The organism is Bacillus sp. USDA818B3_A (assembly GCF_009928415.1).
Taxonomy (GTDB): domain Bacteria; phylum Bacillota; class Bacilli; order Bacillales; family Cytobacillaceae; genus Neobacillus.
The window spans coordinates 207,785-226,367 of the sequence record NZ_JAABNN010000005.1 but is presented as its reverse complement, the minus strand read 5'-3'; the positions used below and the strand labels follow the sequence as shown (position 1 = coordinate 226,367).

14 protein-coding genes are annotated in these 18,583 nt (G+C 39.0%); 13 read left to right on the top strand and 1 reads right to left on the bottom strand.

Translation table 11 applies throughout. From position 1 onward, the window contains the following. Nucleotides 1-3 precede the first annotated feature (3 nt). The 11 genes from GXK58_RS12300 (at nt 4) to GXK58_RS12250 (ending at nt 14,887) form a co-directional block, all read left to right on the top strand. Nucleotides 4-315, top strand: coding sequence for a malonate decarboxylase subunit delta (locus GXK58_RS12300; RefSeq protein WP_160723185.1), 312 nt, complete (start codon nt 4-6; stop codon nt 313-315). Beyond that, on the top strand, nt 293-1,984 hold the full coding sequence (locus tag GXK58_RS12295; RefSeq protein ID WP_160723354.1) for a biotin-independent malonate decarboxylase subunit beta: 1,692 nt from the start codon (nt 293-295) through the stop codon (nt 1,982-1,984). The genes GXK58_RS12300 and GXK58_RS12295 overlap by 23 nt, the downstream gene beginning before the upstream one ends. After that, nucleotides 1,975-2,607: a malonate decarboxylase holo-ACP synthase gene (locus GXK58_RS12290; protein WP_160723183.1), complete on the top strand. Its 633-nt coding sequence runs from the start codon at nt 1,975-1,977 to the stop codon at nt 2,605-2,607. The genes GXK58_RS12295 and GXK58_RS12290 overlap by 10 nt, the downstream gene beginning before the upstream one ends. Before the next feature lie 234 nt (nt 2,608-2,841). Further along, entirely contained in the window at nt 2,842-3,915 is a 1,074-nt protein-coding gene (locus GXK58_RS12285) for a Wadjet anti-phage system protein JetD domain-containing protein (RefSeq protein WP_160723181.1), read from the top strand. Further along, nucleotides 3,906-5,420: a hypothetical protein gene (locus tag GXK58_RS12280; RefSeq protein ID WP_237389646.1), complete on the top strand. Its 1,515-nt coding sequence runs from the start codon at nt 3,906-3,908 to the stop codon at nt 5,418-5,420. The genes GXK58_RS12285 and GXK58_RS12280 overlap by 10 nt, the downstream gene beginning before the upstream one ends. Further along, the gene (locus GXK58_RS12275; protein ID WP_160723177.1) at nt 5,417-6,163 is read left to right on the top strand and encodes a DUF6063 family protein; all 747 of its coding nucleotides are present in this window, start codon (nt 5,417-5,419) and stop codon (nt 6,161-6,163) included. The genes GXK58_RS12280 and GXK58_RS12275 overlap by 4 nt, the downstream gene beginning before the upstream one ends. After that, a complete protein-coding gene (locus tag GXK58_RS12270; protein WP_160723175.1) occupies nt 6,141-10,610 on the top strand; it encodes a hypothetical protein in 4,470 nt (1,489 codons plus the stop codon). Before GXK58_RS12275 ends, GXK58_RS12270 begins: the two co-directional genes overlap by 23 nt. A gap of 582 nt (nt 10,611-11,192) precedes the next feature. Then, nucleotides 11,193-11,654 carry a CarD family transcriptional regulator gene (locus GXK58_RS12265; RefSeq protein ID WP_202171347.1) on the top strand — a complete coding sequence of 154 codons (462 nt, stop codon included), beginning with the start codon at nt 11,193-11,195 and terminating at the stop codon, nt 11,652-11,654. Nucleotides 11,655-12,286: 632 nt separating this feature from the next. Beyond that, on the top strand, nt 12,287-12,487 hold the full coding sequence (locus tag GXK58_RS12260) for a cold-shock protein (protein WP_160723171.1): 201 nt from the start codon (nt 12,287-12,289) through the stop codon (nt 12,485-12,487). A gap of 380 nt (nt 12,488-12,867) precedes the next feature. After that, the gene (locus GXK58_RS12255; RefSeq protein ID WP_160723169.1) at nt 12,868-14,313 is read left to right on the top strand and encodes a DEAD/DEAH box helicase; all 1,446 of its coding nucleotides are present in this window, start codon (nt 12,868-12,870) and stop codon (nt 14,311-14,313) included. A 370-nt stretch (nt 14,314-14,683) separates the two neighbouring features. After that, a complete protein-coding gene (locus GXK58_RS12250) occupies nt 14,684-14,887 on the top strand; it encodes a cold-shock protein (protein WP_160723167.1) in 204 nt (67 codons plus the stop codon). Nucleotides 14,888-15,628: 741 nt separating this feature from the next. Here the strand turns inward: GXK58_RS12250 and GXK58_RS12245 are convergent. After that, on the bottom strand, nt 15,629-16,864 hold the full coding sequence (locus GXK58_RS12245) for an endo-1,4-beta-xylanase (protein WP_202171346.1): 1,236 nt from the start codon (nt 16,862-16,864) through the stop codon (nt 15,629-15,631). Nucleotides 16,865-17,142: 278 nt separating this feature from the next. On the opposite strand from GXK58_RS12245, the gene GXK58_RS12240 reads away from it, so the two are divergent. After that, a complete protein-coding gene (locus tag GXK58_RS12240; RefSeq protein ID WP_160723165.1) occupies nt 17,143-17,724 on the top strand; it encodes a hypothetical protein in 582 nt (193 codons plus the stop codon). Between the two features lie 181 nt (nt 17,725-17,905). After that, nucleotides 17,906-18,580 carry a uracil-DNA glycosylase gene (locus GXK58_RS12235; protein WP_160723163.1) on the top strand — a complete coding sequence of 225 codons (675 nt, stop codon included), beginning with the start codon at nt 17,906-17,908 and terminating at the stop codon, nt 18,578-18,580. Nucleotides 18,581-18,583 lie beyond the last annotated feature (3 nt).

The window sequence follows — 18,583 nt, the reverse complement described above, 5'->3', positions numbered from 1 at the left end:
ATTATGGAAAAATTACTATTTCGTTTTCCTGCAACAAAAAAATTAAATTCGGTTTCACATGTGGGTGTGGTTGGATCTGGGGATTTGGAAATTTTGATGGAACCTTTAGATGGTACCTATACAGAAGTCATTGTACGTACTGGTACAACGGGGTTTAAAGAAACATGGAGTTACGTTTTAGAGAGATTTTTTTCACAGCATGATGTTTCCGCAATGATTAAGATTAATGATTTCGGTGCAACTCCAGGAGTTGTCACATTACGTTTATCACAAGCATTGGAGGTGGCTAATGATGCTCAATACGTTGAAAAATAGTTTTGTTGAATGCGGTGGTCGTGATCGGGCACGGGCATTGTTGGATGAATCCAGTTATAGGGAATTACTGGACCCATTCACAGGGATTGAATCACCCCATTTGGAACCACAGGGCATTGTCCCGCAATGTGATGATGGGGTGGTGATTGCAAGGGGAGAACTTCAGGGTCTTTCTCTATTGGTGATTTCATTAGAAGGGAATTTCCAAGGAGGAGGAATCGGTGAGGTCTCAGGTGCTAAAATTGCCGGTGCGCTGGAACTTGCTCTGGAGGAAAATAAAGCAGGCGGAGCAGTGTATCCAGTCATTGTGTTTGATACAGGGGGCGTAAGGCTGCAGGAAGCAAACTATGGATTATTGTCGATTGCAGAAATTGGAGCTGCCATTGTTGCGCTTAGGGAATATGTGCCGGTAATTGGTATGATTCCAGGGAAAATTGGAGCGTTTGGCGGGATGTCCATTACGGCTGGTTTATGCAGCACCTTAATCATGACCCGTGAAGGGCGGCTTGGATTAAATGGACCTGAGGTGATCGAACAAGAAGCGGGAATTGAGGAATTCGATTCCATGGATCGTCAGTTAATCTGGAATACCATCGGCGGGAATCAAAGAAAGGCAATGGGATTTGCCGACCTTATTGTAGATGATGATATGGCAGCTTTTCAACAGGCCATTCTTTCTTCAATCAAAACAGCTGCCGGAAAACCCCCAAGATGCACACAGGTTGAAAGGTATCTATCGTTTTTACAAACGGTCGATCCTTTTAAACCCATTAACGCAGAAAAAGCACGTCAAGTTTGGAAACAATTCGAGCAAAATACTCTAAATGAATATTTTTTTGAAGGACCTATTCAGGAGAAGGGGATCGTAAGCAGAGGGAATAAATGGTTTACTCTCTTAACAAAGGGGGCTCCATCTATTAGTGAAATCTCTTCTGTTCTTTGTGCAGATTCAATTATTGGAAATATTCCTGCACGGTTCCTTGCAGTGGTACCAGATCCATCTAGCCGCTTCCCAAGAGCACGATCCGGTGAATTCGGCCTTGAACAGGGATGGATGATCGCGAAGCATGTACGGGATGTGATCGAGGAGGATCGGTACCAGGAGAAGCGAGCCATTGTCGCCATTGTTGATGTACCAAGCCAGGCTTACGGCTATCGTGAGGAACTTCTGGGGATTCATCAGGCATGTGCTGCGGCAGTTGATGCGTATGCCACTGCTAGATTAGCAGGACATCCAGTCATAGCCTTTATACCCGGAAAGGCTATCTCGGGTGCATTTCTTTCCCATGGAATGCAAGCCAACCGTCTGGTCGCACTAGAGGATGAGGGTGTGAATGTTCATGTCATGTCCAAAAAATCAGCGGCTAGAATTACACGCCGTACGATTGAAGAAATGGAAGAAGCGACAAAAAAAGTGCCTGCCATGGCTTATGATATTCATTCCTTTGAAAAACTAGGGGCACTATTTGCCCTTATGGGTGGTATCAACGCAGATTCCCCTGGGATTTCTGACCGTGAAGCAGTCATCGGTAAATTAGTTGAGGCCATTGAAGACACCAAAAACAGTCCAAGCGATCTTAGCAGCAGACTCCACACTTCTTTTGCTCGAGAAGGCGGGCGGGCAGCTTCGATACTTGTACGGAAGAAGCTTTCAGAACAATGGCATTAGAACCACATGATTTACTAAAGATTAATCCAAAGGATATCATCAGCCACTCTCCATTCCCTGAATGGGTGTTTCCTTCTTTGGAGGCAGCCCCGTTTGTTGTGGTCAGGAGGATCCATGCTCCAAGAGGGGAGGTTGCCATTGGTATAAGAGGGAAGGAAAGAAGCCAGAGATTCGGTGCATTTTTACCAGTACAGTGTGTCATAAAACAAATAAAGCCTGAAGACCTTACCGGAAGAGATCTGTGGAAAGGTAAACCTTCCCCAGTTTTCGCTGCAATGGAGTTGGCAGAGGGCATACTCAATACCCACAAACTTTCATGGGGGCCCGGAGGAAGTGCGGGTTTCGAGCTTGCTAGTGGAGTGGAAACTGTAACATCCAAAAGTGACCTGGATTTAATCATTCGCTCACCGGAACCATTGGAGTTATCAATAGCGAGGGAGATAGTGGAAGGATTAAAAAAAAGTCTGGTAAGAGTAGATGTACAAGTGGAGACCCCTGCCGGTGCCTTTTCATTAATGGGGTATGCAAGGGGACAGGGACAGGTGTTAGTAAAAACGATGTTCGGTCCAACGTTGAGCAGCAATCCTTGGGACGTATCTATTCCTTCCTCCTTATTTAAGTAATGATCGCTTTTTTGGTTTAACTTTTAAAATTCGGGTATATAGTAATTAGCTGCTTTCCCCCATATTCTTTTTCCATACTAACTTTGACTATCTTATGGATAGTCCTTTTTTTTTGATTACATTAATCTATAAAAATTTCATTTACCTCGAATTACTCAACTAGTTTATAATATAAGGATGTCCTAATTGATTAATAGACATTAAATCCATTCAAAGTGTAAAAGATTTAAGCAGGTGATTACAATCGATATCATTGAAACAAGGGTGAGAAGTTTTATTGAAGATATCCAGCACCCTAAACAAAAAAAGAAAATCAATATTAATGATTTAGAAATTCAGTTGCGCAAGCGGTTGGATGATTATTTTGAAATGGATGGTTATACGTTGTTCTATCGGACAATCGAAGCATTGCAGGCAGAAGGACAGCTGACCCCGATTCAAAATCATCAATACAATGGAAGAACGCCAGCGCTTGCCTTATACTACTGGGTCAATATGAAAGTTCAGGCAGTCAAATGGGATCGTCTCGCGATGATGAAATTAGGAGACTTGTTTGATTTTTCCTATTATGAACGTCATCCCGAATGGCAAACAGAAGAGGAATGGAGCCGAATCCAAAATCTATATACCTTTCTAAAGTCCAGTCAGGAACGGGAAACCGTATCCGTTGAAGAAAGAAGCCTCGAGCTCTTTGGCCATGAAAAATTCTTACTAGATGGAGATAGTTTTCCTGAAGGAAAAGGCTTTTTAGCTAGAATTGGGGTATCAGAAGAGCAGCTTAAAATGGTGAACTACGGGGAGCCTTTTGTATTCTGGATTAAACAAGGGAAAGAACTCAAAGATATTCAGCGGGTTCTGATTGTGGAAAATCTATCTTTCTTCCATACTTCCATTAAATTATTGGAAGCAAATGAACTTGATTATGAACCAGAACTGATCATCTATGGGGAAGGAACGAAGATTGAACGGAGCTTTTCCTTTTTCTTTCGGATGTTTCCAGCTAAACCTTACCTATTTTATTATGCCGGAGATTTAGATGCTGCAGGATATGCTATTCTTATTCGCTTGATCGAAAAGTATCCAGATTGCTGTATTCAGCCGGCCTTAAAAATCTATCGCAAAATGCTAGAATGTCTCGAACAAAGAAATGACCAGAAAGCGGGCCAAACACAAAACACCCAATACCGTGATCCATTTTTTCAATGGTTTACTGACGACGAGCAAGCGATATTACATCAATTATGGCAGGAAAATAAACGGATTGCTCAAGAAGTGTTGACAATCGAATCATGGAGGAGATGGATGTGAACGAGTCATGGGAAGGATTTGGCAAGCGACTGCAGCGGCTAAATCCATTATTTGAACTTGGGAGGGGAATGGAAGTAGGGGAGTTGAAACCTTATATTCAAACCATTCTCATGCAAGTGCTCCTCACTATCTTTTATCGGGAATTAAATGATGATGATCATCGGCGCAAAGCGGATATCAAGTATATGGTGCAAGATTCGATCAAACAAATGAGGCTTTTAGCAGACGAAAAACAGATTGAACGGATTACAAGCGGGCTTTTATATCAGGGAAAAGAAGAGTATAGTAGACCGTTTGAAGCCTTCTATTATGATGAAATCAAACAATCCTGGGAAACGCAGACTTTCCGCTATGTTGCAATGGATGAATTATATACCAATCTAGAGATGGGCGGATCGATTGTTTATAAACTGACGGATGTTGCGCAAGAAATGATTTTTATGAGCAGGGAAATGGCGGAGGAGTTCTCCATCACCATTGAGCAGCTCTATAGTATGCAGCTGATTAAAAATGGTAATTTCCGCAAAGCTACGCGAAACCTCGATCACCTCATTTCACGAGTAAACCGCCTGATGGCTAATGAATTTACCTTCCAGAAGGAAATGATTAACAATCCCAAAATCTTATTGATTGAAGAAGAATGGCAGCGGGCTGACAATCGTGTGGAAATTGAAAAGCAATTTGAAGAAGAAAAAAACCACTTCCGTACGATCACTAGCATGATCGAAAAAACAAAACGAAGGAACGAAGAAGATGATTATATTCAGAAGGAACTGATTCTTCTTCAAGAAAAAATTGGCCATACCAGGCAATTGCATGATCGTTTTGCTAAATTGGTGATTCAAAATATCTCCTATGAGATGAAATTAAAAGCGGAAAACCCTTCCTTGTTCTGGGAAAACAGCCTGGTTTCCTTCCGTGAGCATTTTTATGAAAATTGGTTCCTGAGGGAAGGGGTTCAAGGGTTTAATGAAATAGAACGGGTGCTTTCGCCTTTATTTTCACCGAAGAATGAGTTTATTTTGCCGCTCGATTGGATTTGGGGTGAACAGGAATTGAACGAAACTCTAAATGCGGACATCGTAATCGAAGATGAGGTCGAAGAAAGCATTACTCGCCAGCGTGTAACCAACTGGGACTCTGTTATTAAGGCCTGGAGTTATGTTTTTCAATTTCTGCAAACATCCGGGGAGTTTTCATTGGCTGATTTAGAAGAACTGCCATTAGAAGTGCAGGATTTATGGTTTGAAGAATCTGAAACGATTGATTTATGGATGATGTTTGATAAAAAGCCGCTGAAGGTTCAGGTGCTGCATCGAAAGGAAGATACCTTAAGTGATGAAAGGGAAATCCTTCTTTATAAACTAATGATGGAGTATCCGCAATTTCAAGTGTTTGAAGGCTCTAAGATTTTCACATCCTTTGATCATCGAGCGGAGCCTTTCACTTGGTACAGAATGAAAATCACTCCTTTTAAAATATGTGTACAGGAGGAGAAAGTATGAATGCAGAAACAATTAAACAGGCGTCGGCCGTCTATTTTACTCTATTAAAAGACAAAGTAATCGACGAGAATAGTGAACATTTCCAGGCTTATTTTCATCCGGAAGTGAGACAGACCGTTCTCTTATTAGCGGACGAATCTGGTACCTATATCATTGAATCACCCAAGCGGATCCAATTGGTGGTCCAGCCAACCGGTTCCGTCTTTGCCACGAATTTTACTCATTTGAAAGATAAACATCGGCAAGTCGAAACGAAGAAACACTTTCATCTGATGAGCGTTGTCATTATGTCGTTTTTGGCGGCGATCGACCGCAACCAGGCGGCAAAAATCCGCACCAAGCGGGAAGGGATCAGCTATTACGCGTTAGAGCGGCAAGTGAACGATCTTATCATGAGTTGGGATAGCATCCTTAAAACGAAGCCTTCTTTTGGGGAAGAAGAACGGATTGATATGAAAGATGTGGTGACCACCTGGAAATACATGGAGGTCGACACGGACGATTATGGTGTTAAAAAAGGCAATCGGCGAACCAGAATTGGGTTAATTGCCGGTGCGATGCGTTTATTAGAGACGGAAGGATTAATTGTCATCCTTGACCGCGACGATATTCCAAAGGCGATTCCCAAACAAGAGCTTTTTGAGCGAATTGAATACTTGTATCACGATTATGACCGTTATGAATTATTTAAACAGTTAATGACTTCAGAGGAGGATGAGCATGCCGAAAATCCACAGAATTAGAATTGTCGGCCTCAAGTATGATGGCATGCAAAAGCAATACAAAGATACGACTTTTAATTTCCATAATGAGGAGACATCGACAAATGGCCTCATTGCGATGATGAACGGGGGCGGGAAAGGTGTGTTCCTGCAAACGATTTTTCAGATACTGAAACCTGGTACTTCATGGGGAAAACAAAATAACCGATATTATCAGCAGTTCTTTTTTAACAATAAAGAACAATTTATTCCTTACACCTTTCATGTCCTGATTCAATGGGAATTGGACGGTGCTGACCGCAGGCATTTGGTGACAGGAGGAATGTTCTCAGCTGAACAGCGGATTTCGATGAGTGAAGAAAGTGGAAATGATAGTAAGACATTGGAACAAGAAGCAAAGATCCTTCCTAATATTACTTTTTATACAAGAGAATTTGACCGGAAAGAAGAGGCAGCACTTGAGCATATTCCACTCTTTGAAAATGATGAGGTGGCTGAAACCGAGAGCTTGAAGGATTATTTGAAATGGAATGGATATGACGTTTACCGAGATACGAAAAAGCACTATCGCATCCTTGATACATACGGAATTAACCGTAAAGATTGGGATATTATGAAGGACATCAACAAGGATGAAGGAGGCGTTGGGAAATATTTTGAAGGAGCGGAGGATGATTTTTCCCTGTTTCAAAAAAGAATTATTCCGACCGTTAGTCAAGTGTTGCATCGAACCGAACATCAAAAGAACGATCTTGTGGAGATTTTCAAAAGCCAGGCAAGTATCGCGAAGGACCTGCCTGTTCTGTTAAAAAGAGAGCAAGCCCATAAAGAGTTTTTAGAAGACATTGTCCCATTTGAAGCGCACCTTGCTAAAGGGGTAGAACATAAAGAAATTGTTCAGGAAAGTATAAAGACTGGCAGACAGCTGCTGGGGGCTTTAGAGCATTTGAAACAAACGGAAGAGGAAGCACTGCTTACTTTAGAAAAAGAAATTGAAAAATTAATCGTAAGGCAGGCAGATTTACGTTTCCAAAAAGACAACTTAGAGTATGCAAAAGCGCACAGAGAAGTAATGGATTGGGAAAAGAAATTAGCCGAAGAACGAACCAAGCATACGTCTTTACAAGAGATTGTGAAAGAAAAACAGGAACGAAAAGATCAATACTCGTTTCAACTTTTATTGAAAGAGTGGTTTGAAAACGAACAGAGCATCCGCTCGCTTTCACAGCAAATCGAGAAATTGGAACAAAATAGCGGTTTAGAGCAAGTGAATCAAAGAATGGATGAAATCAAAAAAGAAGCAAGGGCGCAATGGGAACATTCCTATCTCTCCATTCAAGAAGCAGTTAAGCAGTACGCTGGGTATCAAAAGTTTCTTACTAAAAAAGGAACGGAGCTGTCGCGCCAGGATAAACAAAAGACAAAAGACATTGCGCAGCTTAGTACAGAAATTGATTATATCTATACGGATATACATAACTTTGAATCGAAGGAAGCGGCACTGGTCAAAGAATTTGGCGACCGTTTAACCTATGATTTAAAGGGACTCGTCGATTACCTTCAAAAACAAATTGAAGACAAGCAGGTAACGTTAGAGGAGCTGCAAGCAAAAGAGAAAGAATCTAGTGAAAAGCAAAATCAGCTTGCCACCTCACATGGGACACTTGTCCAATCCATTCAATTTTCAGAAGAAAAATGTGAAGAATTACAGGCTGCCAATGAAGCGCAAAAGCAGAAAGAATCGAAACTATTAGATAGGCTGCATGGTTTATTAGATGATGTCACAGCGCCGTTTACTCATTCGCTTCTTTCGAAGTATGTCATCCAGATTGAAGAGATGCTAGTAGACAACCGGGAACAAGGGGAACAAATTAAAAAAGATCTGTGGGAAACCCAACTCGACCATTCCTTAAATGATGAGCATTTCTGGATTGCCAATAAAGATGTGAAGGAATTAAAGGAATGGATCGATGAGAAGACGGGAATTGATGTCTTTTATGGAACTCAGTTTCTGCAATCACTAAGTACGGAGGAAATGAATAACTATCTTTTGAACTATCCGCTTCTTCCATACGGTCTGGTCGTCAGCCAGCATCAATGGCAAAAAATTAATCAGCAGGTCCTTTCAGGCAGGATGTTTAAAAGCCCTGTTCCCATTTTCTTGCGTGAAGAAATGAACCGTGAAAATCAGCAGTTATCCTTTGTGATTATCAACGGAACCGAGAGAGAGCTGTTAACTGATAAAAACCTATTTACTAATTGGAAAATAAAGATTGCTAAACAAATAGACGAAAAGAAAGATACTCTCAACGAAATTGAAAAAACAGAAGACTCCTACCGTCGTATTTTAAAAGAAATGGATCGTTTTTTATCAGGCGAGTTATCGAGTGATATCGAAAGAGCACTCCATCAAGAACAGAATGCCCTTCTTTCTAAGAAATCGAAATTACAGGAAATCACCACACAGGAAGCTAAAGAAAAAGAATTACAGCTTCAGCTCAAAGATCAGCTGGAAACGACGAAGCGAAAGATAGGCAAGCTTTCAAAAAATGTTGAGAAATTAGAGCTGTTTGACCAAGAAAAGACCCAATATCAAGAAAATAAACGGGTGAAACTAGAGAAAGAGAAACAAAAGGATGCCTTTAGCTCCGAGCAGCAAGAGATTGTTAAAGAGCACCAAGACATCGTTGCTCTGCAAAACAAGTGGAATCAAACGTATCTGGAATGGAAACTTTCAATCGAACAAAATATCAAAGAGATTAGCTTTTTTATAGAAGGGTCGGCTTATCCTGCTGATGAAAAAGCGGATCTTAGTGAAGAGGTTCCGAGTCTATCCCCACATTTATTAGAAGAGATCAATGGAAGTATACAAGAGTTAAAACAGCTGCAAAAGTCTAAGGAAGAACAGGCGAGAGAATTACTTGTGATTCAAGCAAGAAAAGAAACCGAGCAAAAGCAGCAAAAGAAATTAGAAAAGAAACTCGATTCGCAAAATAAGGAATGGAATCAAGCTCCAGAACCAGAGGAACCGATTAGTATATTAGAAAATATGCAGCAAACCGCACAAAAGGAAGCGAAGGCAGCGGAAAAAGAGGAACGGGAACAAGGGACGGCTGTAACCGTAGCCGAAACCTCCTTAAAGCTTGCAGCCGAACAGCGCGGCAAGTTAGGTAAAAAGATCGAAAAGCATGAGAAACAGCCTGAAGCATGGGAAGACCTCGATTTAGAGATTAAGGAAGTAGAAATTAAAGACCAAACAAAATTAGCGAAAGACGAAATAAAGAAGGCGGAGAAGCGCCAAAAAGAAACAGAAACGAAAATTACGGGATATGAAGGAGATTTATTAACCTTATCCGTTATCCTTAAGGAGGAAGCGGCAGCCTTTACGGACGAGGATGTTGAAAGAATTAACAGCCAAGGAAAAGCAGGGATCCTATCCTGGTGTGAAGAACATCAAGCGATTCAGGACGAAGGTCAAGAAAAACATGCGAAAATCGAACAATCCTTGCGTAATTTAAAGCTTGCGATTGAGGGAAAAGATTGGGAGATCCGCTTTAAAAATGAGGTCCTAACCACACTCGATCATCTGGATACAAGGCATTATGCACATATCCAAACCATCGTGAAAAACATGAAGCGTTTTTCACAAAGTGGATTGGAGCAATTAGAACTAGATAAAGAAAGGGCAGAGAACGCTCAAAGCTTCTGGGCCAGCCGTGCCAGCATGAAAGTGATGAGCATTTCAGAGGCCATTCGTTCGATGATTGCAAAAATGAAGCTGAAAAATGAACGAGGTTCCTTTCCTCTCGTTCAGCTAAAAGAAGATATCTTACCGAAAAAAGCTGAAGATATCGAACCATTATTAAAGCAGCATTTTGTTGCAGCGATTAATAAAATAACGAAACAATTTGATGTGATTGATGATGGGAATCAGGCCTTAGACCAAGAAATCAAACAGCTGATTAGTGATGAGCAAATTTTATTTGTCTCACTGCGGAATCGATATCCTGAACTGCTTGTCTATAATATGCGGACGGATAATGCCTTTATGTACGGAAAGCCGCAAAGGGAGCACTATTCAACCTGGCAGACGATTAATCAGGGTTCTCGGACGAAATCGGATGGCAGCGGCGGGCAAAAGTTATCGGCTCGTATGGTGATGATGATGATGTTATTATCCGTGAAAAGTGAGACCGATCAAAGCTGGGTTCCGTTAGTGTGTGATAATCCGTTCGGTCAAGCTGCATCCGCACATGTTCTTGACCCGATCTTCGCAGTTGCTGAAAAGTTGAAGTTCCAATTCATCGTCGTGACTCCGCCTGAACTGGTGAAAACGGAAATCAGCCAAAGATTTGAGGCCTATTATAAATTGGAATTCATCCGGGAAAAAGGAAAAGAAATTGTATCGGATACGATTGTTCCAGCGTTTCGGATTTACCAAGGGGAGGAAGTCTCTCCGGTAAGGTAAACAACGATCGAATCTAATAATCATGTAAAAAGTCTCACTTTCTGAAGGAAGGTGAGATTTTTATTTGTATCAGGAAAAAGGAAAAAAGGGGAAGAAGTCAAATGTTTTGTAATCACTCCTTGGTAAAGCTCAATGAAAGAAAGCTGATTTCCTTATTTGTTTAGAAATCAAGAAACTATTATAAAAAGCGTTAAGTCCACTTGGAGTAAATTCATGGTTTATTCCAAAGAACGCCCATTATTATAAAAAATAGAACAATAAATACAACAGCTAAAGCAATAAAACCTAATACTATCTTTCTCAATAAGCCTTTTTCAGAAATTAAAGCTAATATGAAAGAAATAATAATTGAGCCAAAGAGAATTTGAAGATAATATTTAACAAAGAACTGAGATTCCTTTTGGGAAATTAACCTGTCCTTTATTGGTAATTCAACACGAATCCTATTGTTTTTGCTTTTTTTGATTTTTAATGAAAAAAGTAGTTGACAATAAAAATAAAATTATGATATTATTAAAAATTTGATTAAAAATAATTTATATGTTAAGGTTAAAAAGGTTACCATATATGGAGGTGGATTATTTGTTTCAAATAGGCGATAACATTGTTTATCCAATGCACGGAGCAGGTATAATTAAAGCCATAGAAGAAAAGGAAATCTCAGGGGAAAAACAACAGTATTATGTCATAAAAATGTTAATCGGTAATATGCAAGTCATGATTCCTACGGGTGAAATAATGAGTTCAAGAATACGCCCTGTTACTGACATAACTGCATTAAAACACATCATAAGCATTTTTCATCAGGGAGAATCAGATAGATTACTGCCGTGGAAACAAAGGTATAAAGTGAACACGGACAAAATAAAAACGGGTAAAATACAAGAATGTACTGAAGTTGTACGTGATTTAATGCGTATGAAGAAAGAAAAAGCACTTAATACAAGCGAAAAAAAAATGTTAGATAACGCACATGAATTTTTGATTAGTGAACTGGGATTAATTAAAGGGATTACTGAAAATCAAATAAAAAGTTTCTGTTAAGGTAATTTAAGAAAAATGTATTATATCTCCCGGAAGTGTTCTGAATTTTATAGAAATATGTTTATTATTAAAAGTAAATCTTTTCAGAGACATTCAACTTCTCCAACACACCTTTAGAGCATTAACCTCTTTATTAATTCTACAATCTGATCCATTTAATTATTTAAATTTCTTTTACGAACGTTTGAGGAAATCTGGAAGAAACGCTCATGAAAAATGGGTGTTTTTTTAGCGAATAAAAAGAATAGAACTACCAAGTTATGGGGAAAGGATGGCAGTTGACAGTAAAAGGTTCCAAGCTTTTGGCGCTCTTTGTACTTTTAAAATGGGTTATTTAAAAATTTTATACAGTATAAAGTAAAAGAAAGCCAACCTTATTACTAGATGCAGGGTCACACTACATCAAAGTATTAATTAGCTCCTCTTTTATTATATGCCATTTTTTAGTGGATAAAAAGCAGTAAAACAAGTCCAAATTTATAACCATCATTCTTGGATGGTTTCGTATTAAACATATATACTGAATAAACTTTCATTCTTCAAGGTAATAATATGACCATACCAAGATATCTTGGTCATGTTTCAATCCATCAACAATTGTGTGCAATTTACACAATAGGAGGCAACTAAAAGTGGAAAAAGGTAAAGTAAAATGGTTTAACAGCGAAAAAGGTTTCGGATTCATTGAACGTGAAGGTGGAGACGATGTATTCGTTCATTTCTCAGCGATCCAAGGCGAAGGATATAAATCACTTGAAGAAGGTCAAGAGGTTACTTTTGACGTAGAGCAAGGTCAACGCGGACCCCAAGCTTCAAACGTCCATAAAGCTTAATTATAAGAAGAACGAATAAGGACAGACTTCTATTTAAGAGTCTGTTTTTTATTTTAAAACAAAATCAGGGTATCCCCAGATTATAATTGTAAAATTGCTTGTTTTTTCTTTACTTCTTGTTTGGTAGAAGATGATTGGAAATCTATGAAAAATACGTATTTCTTGAAAACAATATTCTTTTTTGGCAGGTCACATACAGTGGGATGCGTCGACACTTTTATATCAAACGTGATGATGCCTATTGTCTTTATTTCCCTTGCAACCGAGAGGTGGATGCCTTACTTACCTAATTAGCTTTTAAAATCAATATAGATGTGCATTCAATCAAGGAGTTTAGTCTAATATAAAAAATAGTAAACGCATAGAAGGGGTTTTTGGGTATGACAACATTTAAGGAATTGGGCATTAGTGAGCCCATTAAAAGAGCGATTACGGATATGGGATTTGAAGAAGCATCTCCTATACAAGAGAAAGCCATTCCCATAGCTTTGTCGGGGAAGGACATTATTGGTCAAGCACAAACAGGTACCGGAAAGACGGCTGCCTTCGCCATACCGATCTTGGAGAAAGTGGATACGAGCAAAAAATATGTTCAGGCGATTGCAATTGCACCTACGAGAGAATTAGCTATTCAGGTTTCAGAAGAGATCAATCGACTGGCGAAATACATGGGCATAACCTCTCTCCCTATTTATGGAGGGCAGTCGATAGATCGCCAAATTAAGGCATTAAAAAAGGGACCTCACATTATTACGGGTACACCCGGAAGACTTTTAGACCACATTAAACGTAAAACGCTAAAATTAGACCGCATCTCATTGGTGGTTTTGGATGAAGCTGATGAAATGTTAGATATGGGCTTTCTGGAGGATATCGAACGAATCCTAAAAGAGACCCCTGAAGAAAAACAAACCTTGCTGTTCTCCGCAACCATGCCTAAACCGATTCAAAATCTTGCAGAAAGGTTTATGAACGATCCAGAGTTAGTAAGGATGAAAGCAAAGGAAGTTACCTCTCCAACTGTAAAGCAAATTTATTACGAGGTTAATGAACGGGATAAATTTGAAGTGCTTTGCCGTCTTCTAGACGTAGATAACCCAGAATTAGCCGTGATTTTTGGAAGAACAAAACGACGCGTGGATGAATTAAGTGATGCATTGAATAAAAGAGGGTATCTTGCTGATGGATTGCACGGAGATTTAAATCAGCGACAGCGAGATGTTGTGATGAATAAATTTCGTGAGGGAAACATTGATATTTTAGTGGCGACCGATGTGGCTGCGAGGGGAATTGATGTATCAGGAGTTACCCACGTCTACAATTTTGACATTCCTCAAGACCCGGAAAGTTATGTTCACCGAATCGGACGAACGGGGAGAGCAGGAAAAACAGGTTTAGCTATTACATTTGCTACACCAAGGGAAACCGGACAGATCCGCAATATTGAAAAAGCCTCGAAAGGAAATATCCAGCGCAAATCAATACCGACGATAGCAGAGGCAAGGGAGTCTATACAGCAAGCCGCAGTAGAAAAGATGATTCAAATGGTAGAAGAGGAGCAGTACAACCAGTTTAAACGTGCAGCAAGCGAATTGCTCGATCAGTACGATTCGATTGAATTAGTTTCAGTTGCCTTGAAATTGTTGTCGAAGGAACAGAGGAATGTTCCTGTTCAGTTAACTTCCGAGACACCGCGATATGCCAGTAAGCCTAAAATAAAGGTACAAGAGAAATCAAGGAAAAACTATAGAGGGAATAGGGAATTTGGTGGAAAAGCGGGAAATGGTAAACGAAAAAAAACTACCATGACCTCACATAAAAAGTAAGGATTGTGAAAATAATGCAAGGAGGATTATAGTAGCTATTGTCCTCATTGTTTGCTTTTTTTCCTCCTGAATTAACTATATTTGGAACAATATAGCTTAAGGATTAATCGGCGTTAGAAAAAATATTTAAAGCTAACAAAATAAACCTCATACTAAAAAGTGCTGACGGATACAACTATTAAGCTACCGATATTAAAAGAAAATAAAAGATAATGTACTTGCAAATACTTTTCAAAAATGTTAAACTTTAGAAGAATTATTTTTGTTCGGTGTAAAGGATAATATAAGATTGACTATGCGTCTTGATGATCACTGAGTGCAAGGATAGTAACACATTGTGTGTGTAAAGCACACAGCAGGAGGAAACAAAATGGAACAAGGTAAAGTAAAATGGTTTAACGCAGAAAAAGGTTTCGGATTCATCGAACGTGAAGGTGGAGAAGACGTTTTCGTTCATTTCTCAGCGATCCAAGGCGAAGGTTTCAAATCTTTAGACGAAGGTCAAGCAGTTACTTTTGACGTTGAGCAAGGTCAACGTGGAGCTCAAGCAGCTAACGTGCGTAAAGCTTCATAATAATAATAAAAAAGCAGACTCTTAATAGAGTCTGCTTTTTTATTATTATTCGGTTTAAAAACAAGGAGCCCCACTCACGAATGAGTAGGGCACATGTAAACAAGTAAATCAAATGGTAAACACAGTGTATCACATAATGACGAATTCTCCTAATTACATTTTTATTGTGCTATTGTTGAAAGTGGCTAAAATTGTGAAGTTTTATACTTAAACTCCCTCAGTTTAATACGAATATCCCCCGAAGACTCGCTTATTAGAATCTTTTTCACAGAAACTAATACAAATGACCCCAATGAAGCTTTTAATGAAACAAAAAAACTAGCTATTTTCTGTGCTTTTAAGGACGGAGGAACTGACGAAGGTCGATTATTTATCTCCAAAAACTTGTGCTGAAACGCCTAATTTAGACAACGAAATGTCAACGCTATAAATTGATATCTTTATCGGTGTTCTCATTGGTTTAATAGGAGTATTCTTCGTAGGAAGGCAGTCTGCCTCAGGTCGACTCCCAAATTTAATAACCAAAACCATCCGAAGTCAGTCTCAATTTAGAAACTGTCTGAAAAAGGCGTTTGCTTTATGGGATAGGTTTAGACAGAGGCAATTACCAGTTAATATAGCTAGAGCGCAAAATAACTTTCCTTTTAGGAATTATTTTGCGCTCTTTTTAAAACATATAACACAACTTATTTATGATACTAGTTATTCATAGAATCACGAACTTCAAATGTTGAAAAAAATTTAAATCGCTACTAGTTGTGCTTCTTCAGCATCTTTATCTAATTTGAAACTTACTGTTTTATCTCCACAAACAAGTTCATAATCACCAAGGAATCCTTCAAATGTAACGATTCCGTTGTCATCTGTCTTACTCGTCACATTTGTATTCCAGTCTTCTTTGATCAGTTTCTTTACTGCTTTAAAGGATGGTTTTGGGCTATTATCTTTTCTGATAAATCCGGCAGGAGCACCCAGCCATGCACCATCATCGCTGAAAGACCAGGCTGTAATTGCTTCTACTAGAGGGTGTTTGAACAGAATGGAGTACATTTCTTCTACTTCTTTTGCCTGACGTTCTTCAAATTCAGGTGTAGATGGCCATTCTGGAATTTGGTAATCATTCAGGTCTTCAATTTCAGCTGGCATGATGTGGCCAGATGGTAATGTGTTTTCTGTAAAGTGAATGGGAAGGCCAAAGTGAGAGAAACGGTCTAGTACTTCTTCTAACTTCTCATGTCCCCAATACCCCTGATGCTGATGTGACTGTATTCCAATCGCATCAATGGAAATGCCTGCATTTAAACAGCCATCAATTAAGATTTCATAGTTAATAGATGTATTAAAGTCATTTAATAATAGTGTTGCACCAGGATTGAATTCACGTGTTTTAGCAAACATTTCTTTAATGATTCCCACACGGCCAAGGTCCTTAGATATTCTTGTAATACCATTATCATACTTGTCAAAGATAGGCATGATCACGACTTCATTGATGACATCCCAAATATCGATTAGTCCCTTGAAGTCAGAAACTTCCCGTTCAATTCTAGCAAACTGTGCTGCTAGGATTTCCTCATTGCTCATTTCCAACAGCCATGGAGCAGTTACCGTGTGCCAGCTGAGGGGGTGGCCTTTGACTGTTATGTTTCGGTCTTTTAACCACTGTGCAGCCGCTTTTAATTCTTTTGTCTTCGGTTTTCCTTTTTCAGGCTCGAATGTTCCCCAATAGAAAGGAAGTGTTGCAGCATTAAATACATCTAGGAACTGATCCAGTTTTCTTTCCTGAAAAGCAAGTCTTTCAGCTGAAACATTTTTGTTTGCTACGTCAATTGCATCGAAAATGCCGCAGCCAAATAGGAACTTATGGTTAGTCTGTTTTAATGCAATTTCTTTTCCTGCAATAGGATTTCCTGATCCATCCACAAGTTTGATCGTCTTGCTCGCCACACGGTGTTTCAATTCTTCCATTTTTGCCATTTTATTGCCCCCATTTCATGCATGTTAGCACAGCTTAATAACAAGAAAACGCTTTCGTGCCACTATTCTAAATTTTATCAAACTTTGTTTATCCATACAACTAACTATAATGATTTTTTAGAAGTTTTTTATTAATTTTTTCTTATTATATTTATAAATCTTGTAGAAAACCCAGACCGTTTCTTTCTACGAAAAAACTTATTTTTTTATTGCCAAAATTGGGCAAATATTACACAATAGAATAGTCAAAGTTAGAAGGTTAGTGGGGATGAGACACGATGAATGTACTTGTAGACAACAATGAAAAAAAGGCAGAGTTTATGAATCTATGGAATCAAATCGCTAACGAGAGGAAGTACCAAGTAACAGAGCTTGAAGAAAACTCCGAAGCATTTATCTTAAAAGACAAAGCCGGGAACGGAATTGGAACCATCGAGTTTGTTCCATGTGTTGGGAATCTCTTGGAAATGAATGACCTAGTGGATATATCAAATGAAACGCGTATTATGCAAAATCTAAAGCATTCTTACCAGGTTCGAAAAATGGGAGTGAAAAGAGAGTTTGCCTCAAAGACTGTCTTATTAGATTTGCTTAAACTTGCCGCTATGCATGCCAAAAATAAACAGGTACGCTTTTATTTGAGCTACTTGGAGAAAAACCATTATGACAAATTAACCGAAAAGTTTAAATTTCGAATCGAAAAAATAGGTGAGGAAACTGTGTTTGGCAAGAAAAGATTTGTTCCTGCTTTAATAGATGTTGAAGATGCAATTCAAAACACTCAAGGATATCCTATCTATATTAAATCCATCGCCTATTTAGTTAAAGGCACGAAAAAAGTTAAAACGTTTTTTGCATAGTGATTCTAATCATTTAAACAACTACATTCAAAACCATCCTGTCGGGTGGTTTTGCTCGTTTATCAGGAAATATTAAATTTCAAAGATTACTAATAAGGAAATATTTTTGGAGATTGATAACCTCATGTAGTGGTATTTATAATTAGAAGACGACTTAATTATGAAACGGGTGTTTAAAGTAATGAAAATCTTAAAAAATGATTGGGCTCCTTTACTAGCAGAAGAATTTGCAAAGGACTATTATATTAAGCTGCGTGAGATATTAAAGGAGGAATACCAAAACAAAGTGATTTATCCTGAAATACAGGATATATTCAATGCACTCCATTTTACTTCCTTTAAGGATACGAAAGTGGTGATAATCGGACAGGATCCATACCATGGAGCGGGACAGGCTCAGGGACTTAGTTTCTCGGTCAAGCCAGGGGTAACTGTTCCTCCGTCATTGAAAAATATATATAAAGAATTACATAGTGATATCGGCTGTGAGATACCCAATCATGGATCGCTGACGGAATGGACGAAGCAGGGGATACTGCTCCTTAATGCGGTGCTGACCGTACAGGCGGGGAAACCCAACTCGCATAAAGGGTTGGGTTGGGAAAAGTTTACGGATCGAATCATCGAAATCTTAAATGAACGGGAGACACCGGTCGTTTTTATCTTATGGGGGAAATTCGCTCAACAAAAGCAGCAGTTAATTACTTCGACAAGGCACTTTATTATAAAATCGCCGCATCCTAGTCCGTTTTCTGCTAACAGTGGTTTCTTTGGCAGTAAACCTTTTTCTCGAACTAATGACTTCTTACGAGAAATGGGGCAGGAGGAGATTGATTGGACTATCTCTAACATATAAAAA

Excerpts from the sequence above, each read along its gene's own strand:
- GXK58_RS12290 (WP_160723183.1), top strand. The coding sequence starts at position 1,975 with ATGGCATTAGAACCACATGATTTACTAAAGATTAATCCAAAGGATATC.
- GXK58_RS12270 (WP_160723175.1), top strand. The coding sequence starts at position 6,141 with ATGCCGAAAATCCACAGAATTAGAATTGTCGGCCTCAAGTATGATGGC.
- GXK58_RS12235 (WP_160723163.1), top strand. The coding sequence starts at position 17,906 with ATGAAAATCTTAAAAAATGATTGGGCTCCTTTACTAGCAGAAGAATTT.
- GXK58_RS12300 (WP_160723185.1), top strand. The coding sequence starts at position 4 with ATGGAAAAATTACTATTTCGTTTTCCTGCAACAAAAAAATTAAATTCG.
- GXK58_RS12245 (WP_202171346.1), bottom strand. The coding sequence starts at position 16,864 with ATGGCAAAAATGGAAGAATTGAAACACCGTGTGGCGAGCAAGACGATC.
- GXK58_RS12250 (WP_160723167.1), top strand. The coding sequence starts at position 14,684 with ATGGAACAAGGTAAAGTAAAATGGTTTAACGCAGAAAAAGGTTTCGGA.
- GXK58_RS12275 (WP_160723177.1), top strand. The coding sequence starts at position 5,417 with ATGAATGCAGAAACAATTAAACAGGCGTCGGCCGTCTATTTTACTCTA.
- GXK58_RS12280 (WP_237389646.1), top strand. The coding sequence starts at position 3,906 with ATGGATGTGAACGAGTCATGGGAAGGATTTGGCAAGCGACTGCAGCGG.
- GXK58_RS12295 (WP_160723354.1), top strand. The coding sequence starts at position 293 with ATGCTCAATACGTTGAAAAATAGTTTTGTTGAATGCGGTGGTCGTGAT.
- GXK58_RS12255 (WP_160723169.1), top strand. The coding sequence starts at position 12,868 with ATGACAACATTTAAGGAATTGGGCATTAGTGAGCCCATTAAAAGAGCG.
- GXK58_RS12240 (WP_160723165.1), top strand. The coding sequence starts at position 17,143 with ATGAATGTACTTGTAGACAACAATGAAAAAAAGGCAGAGTTTATGAAT.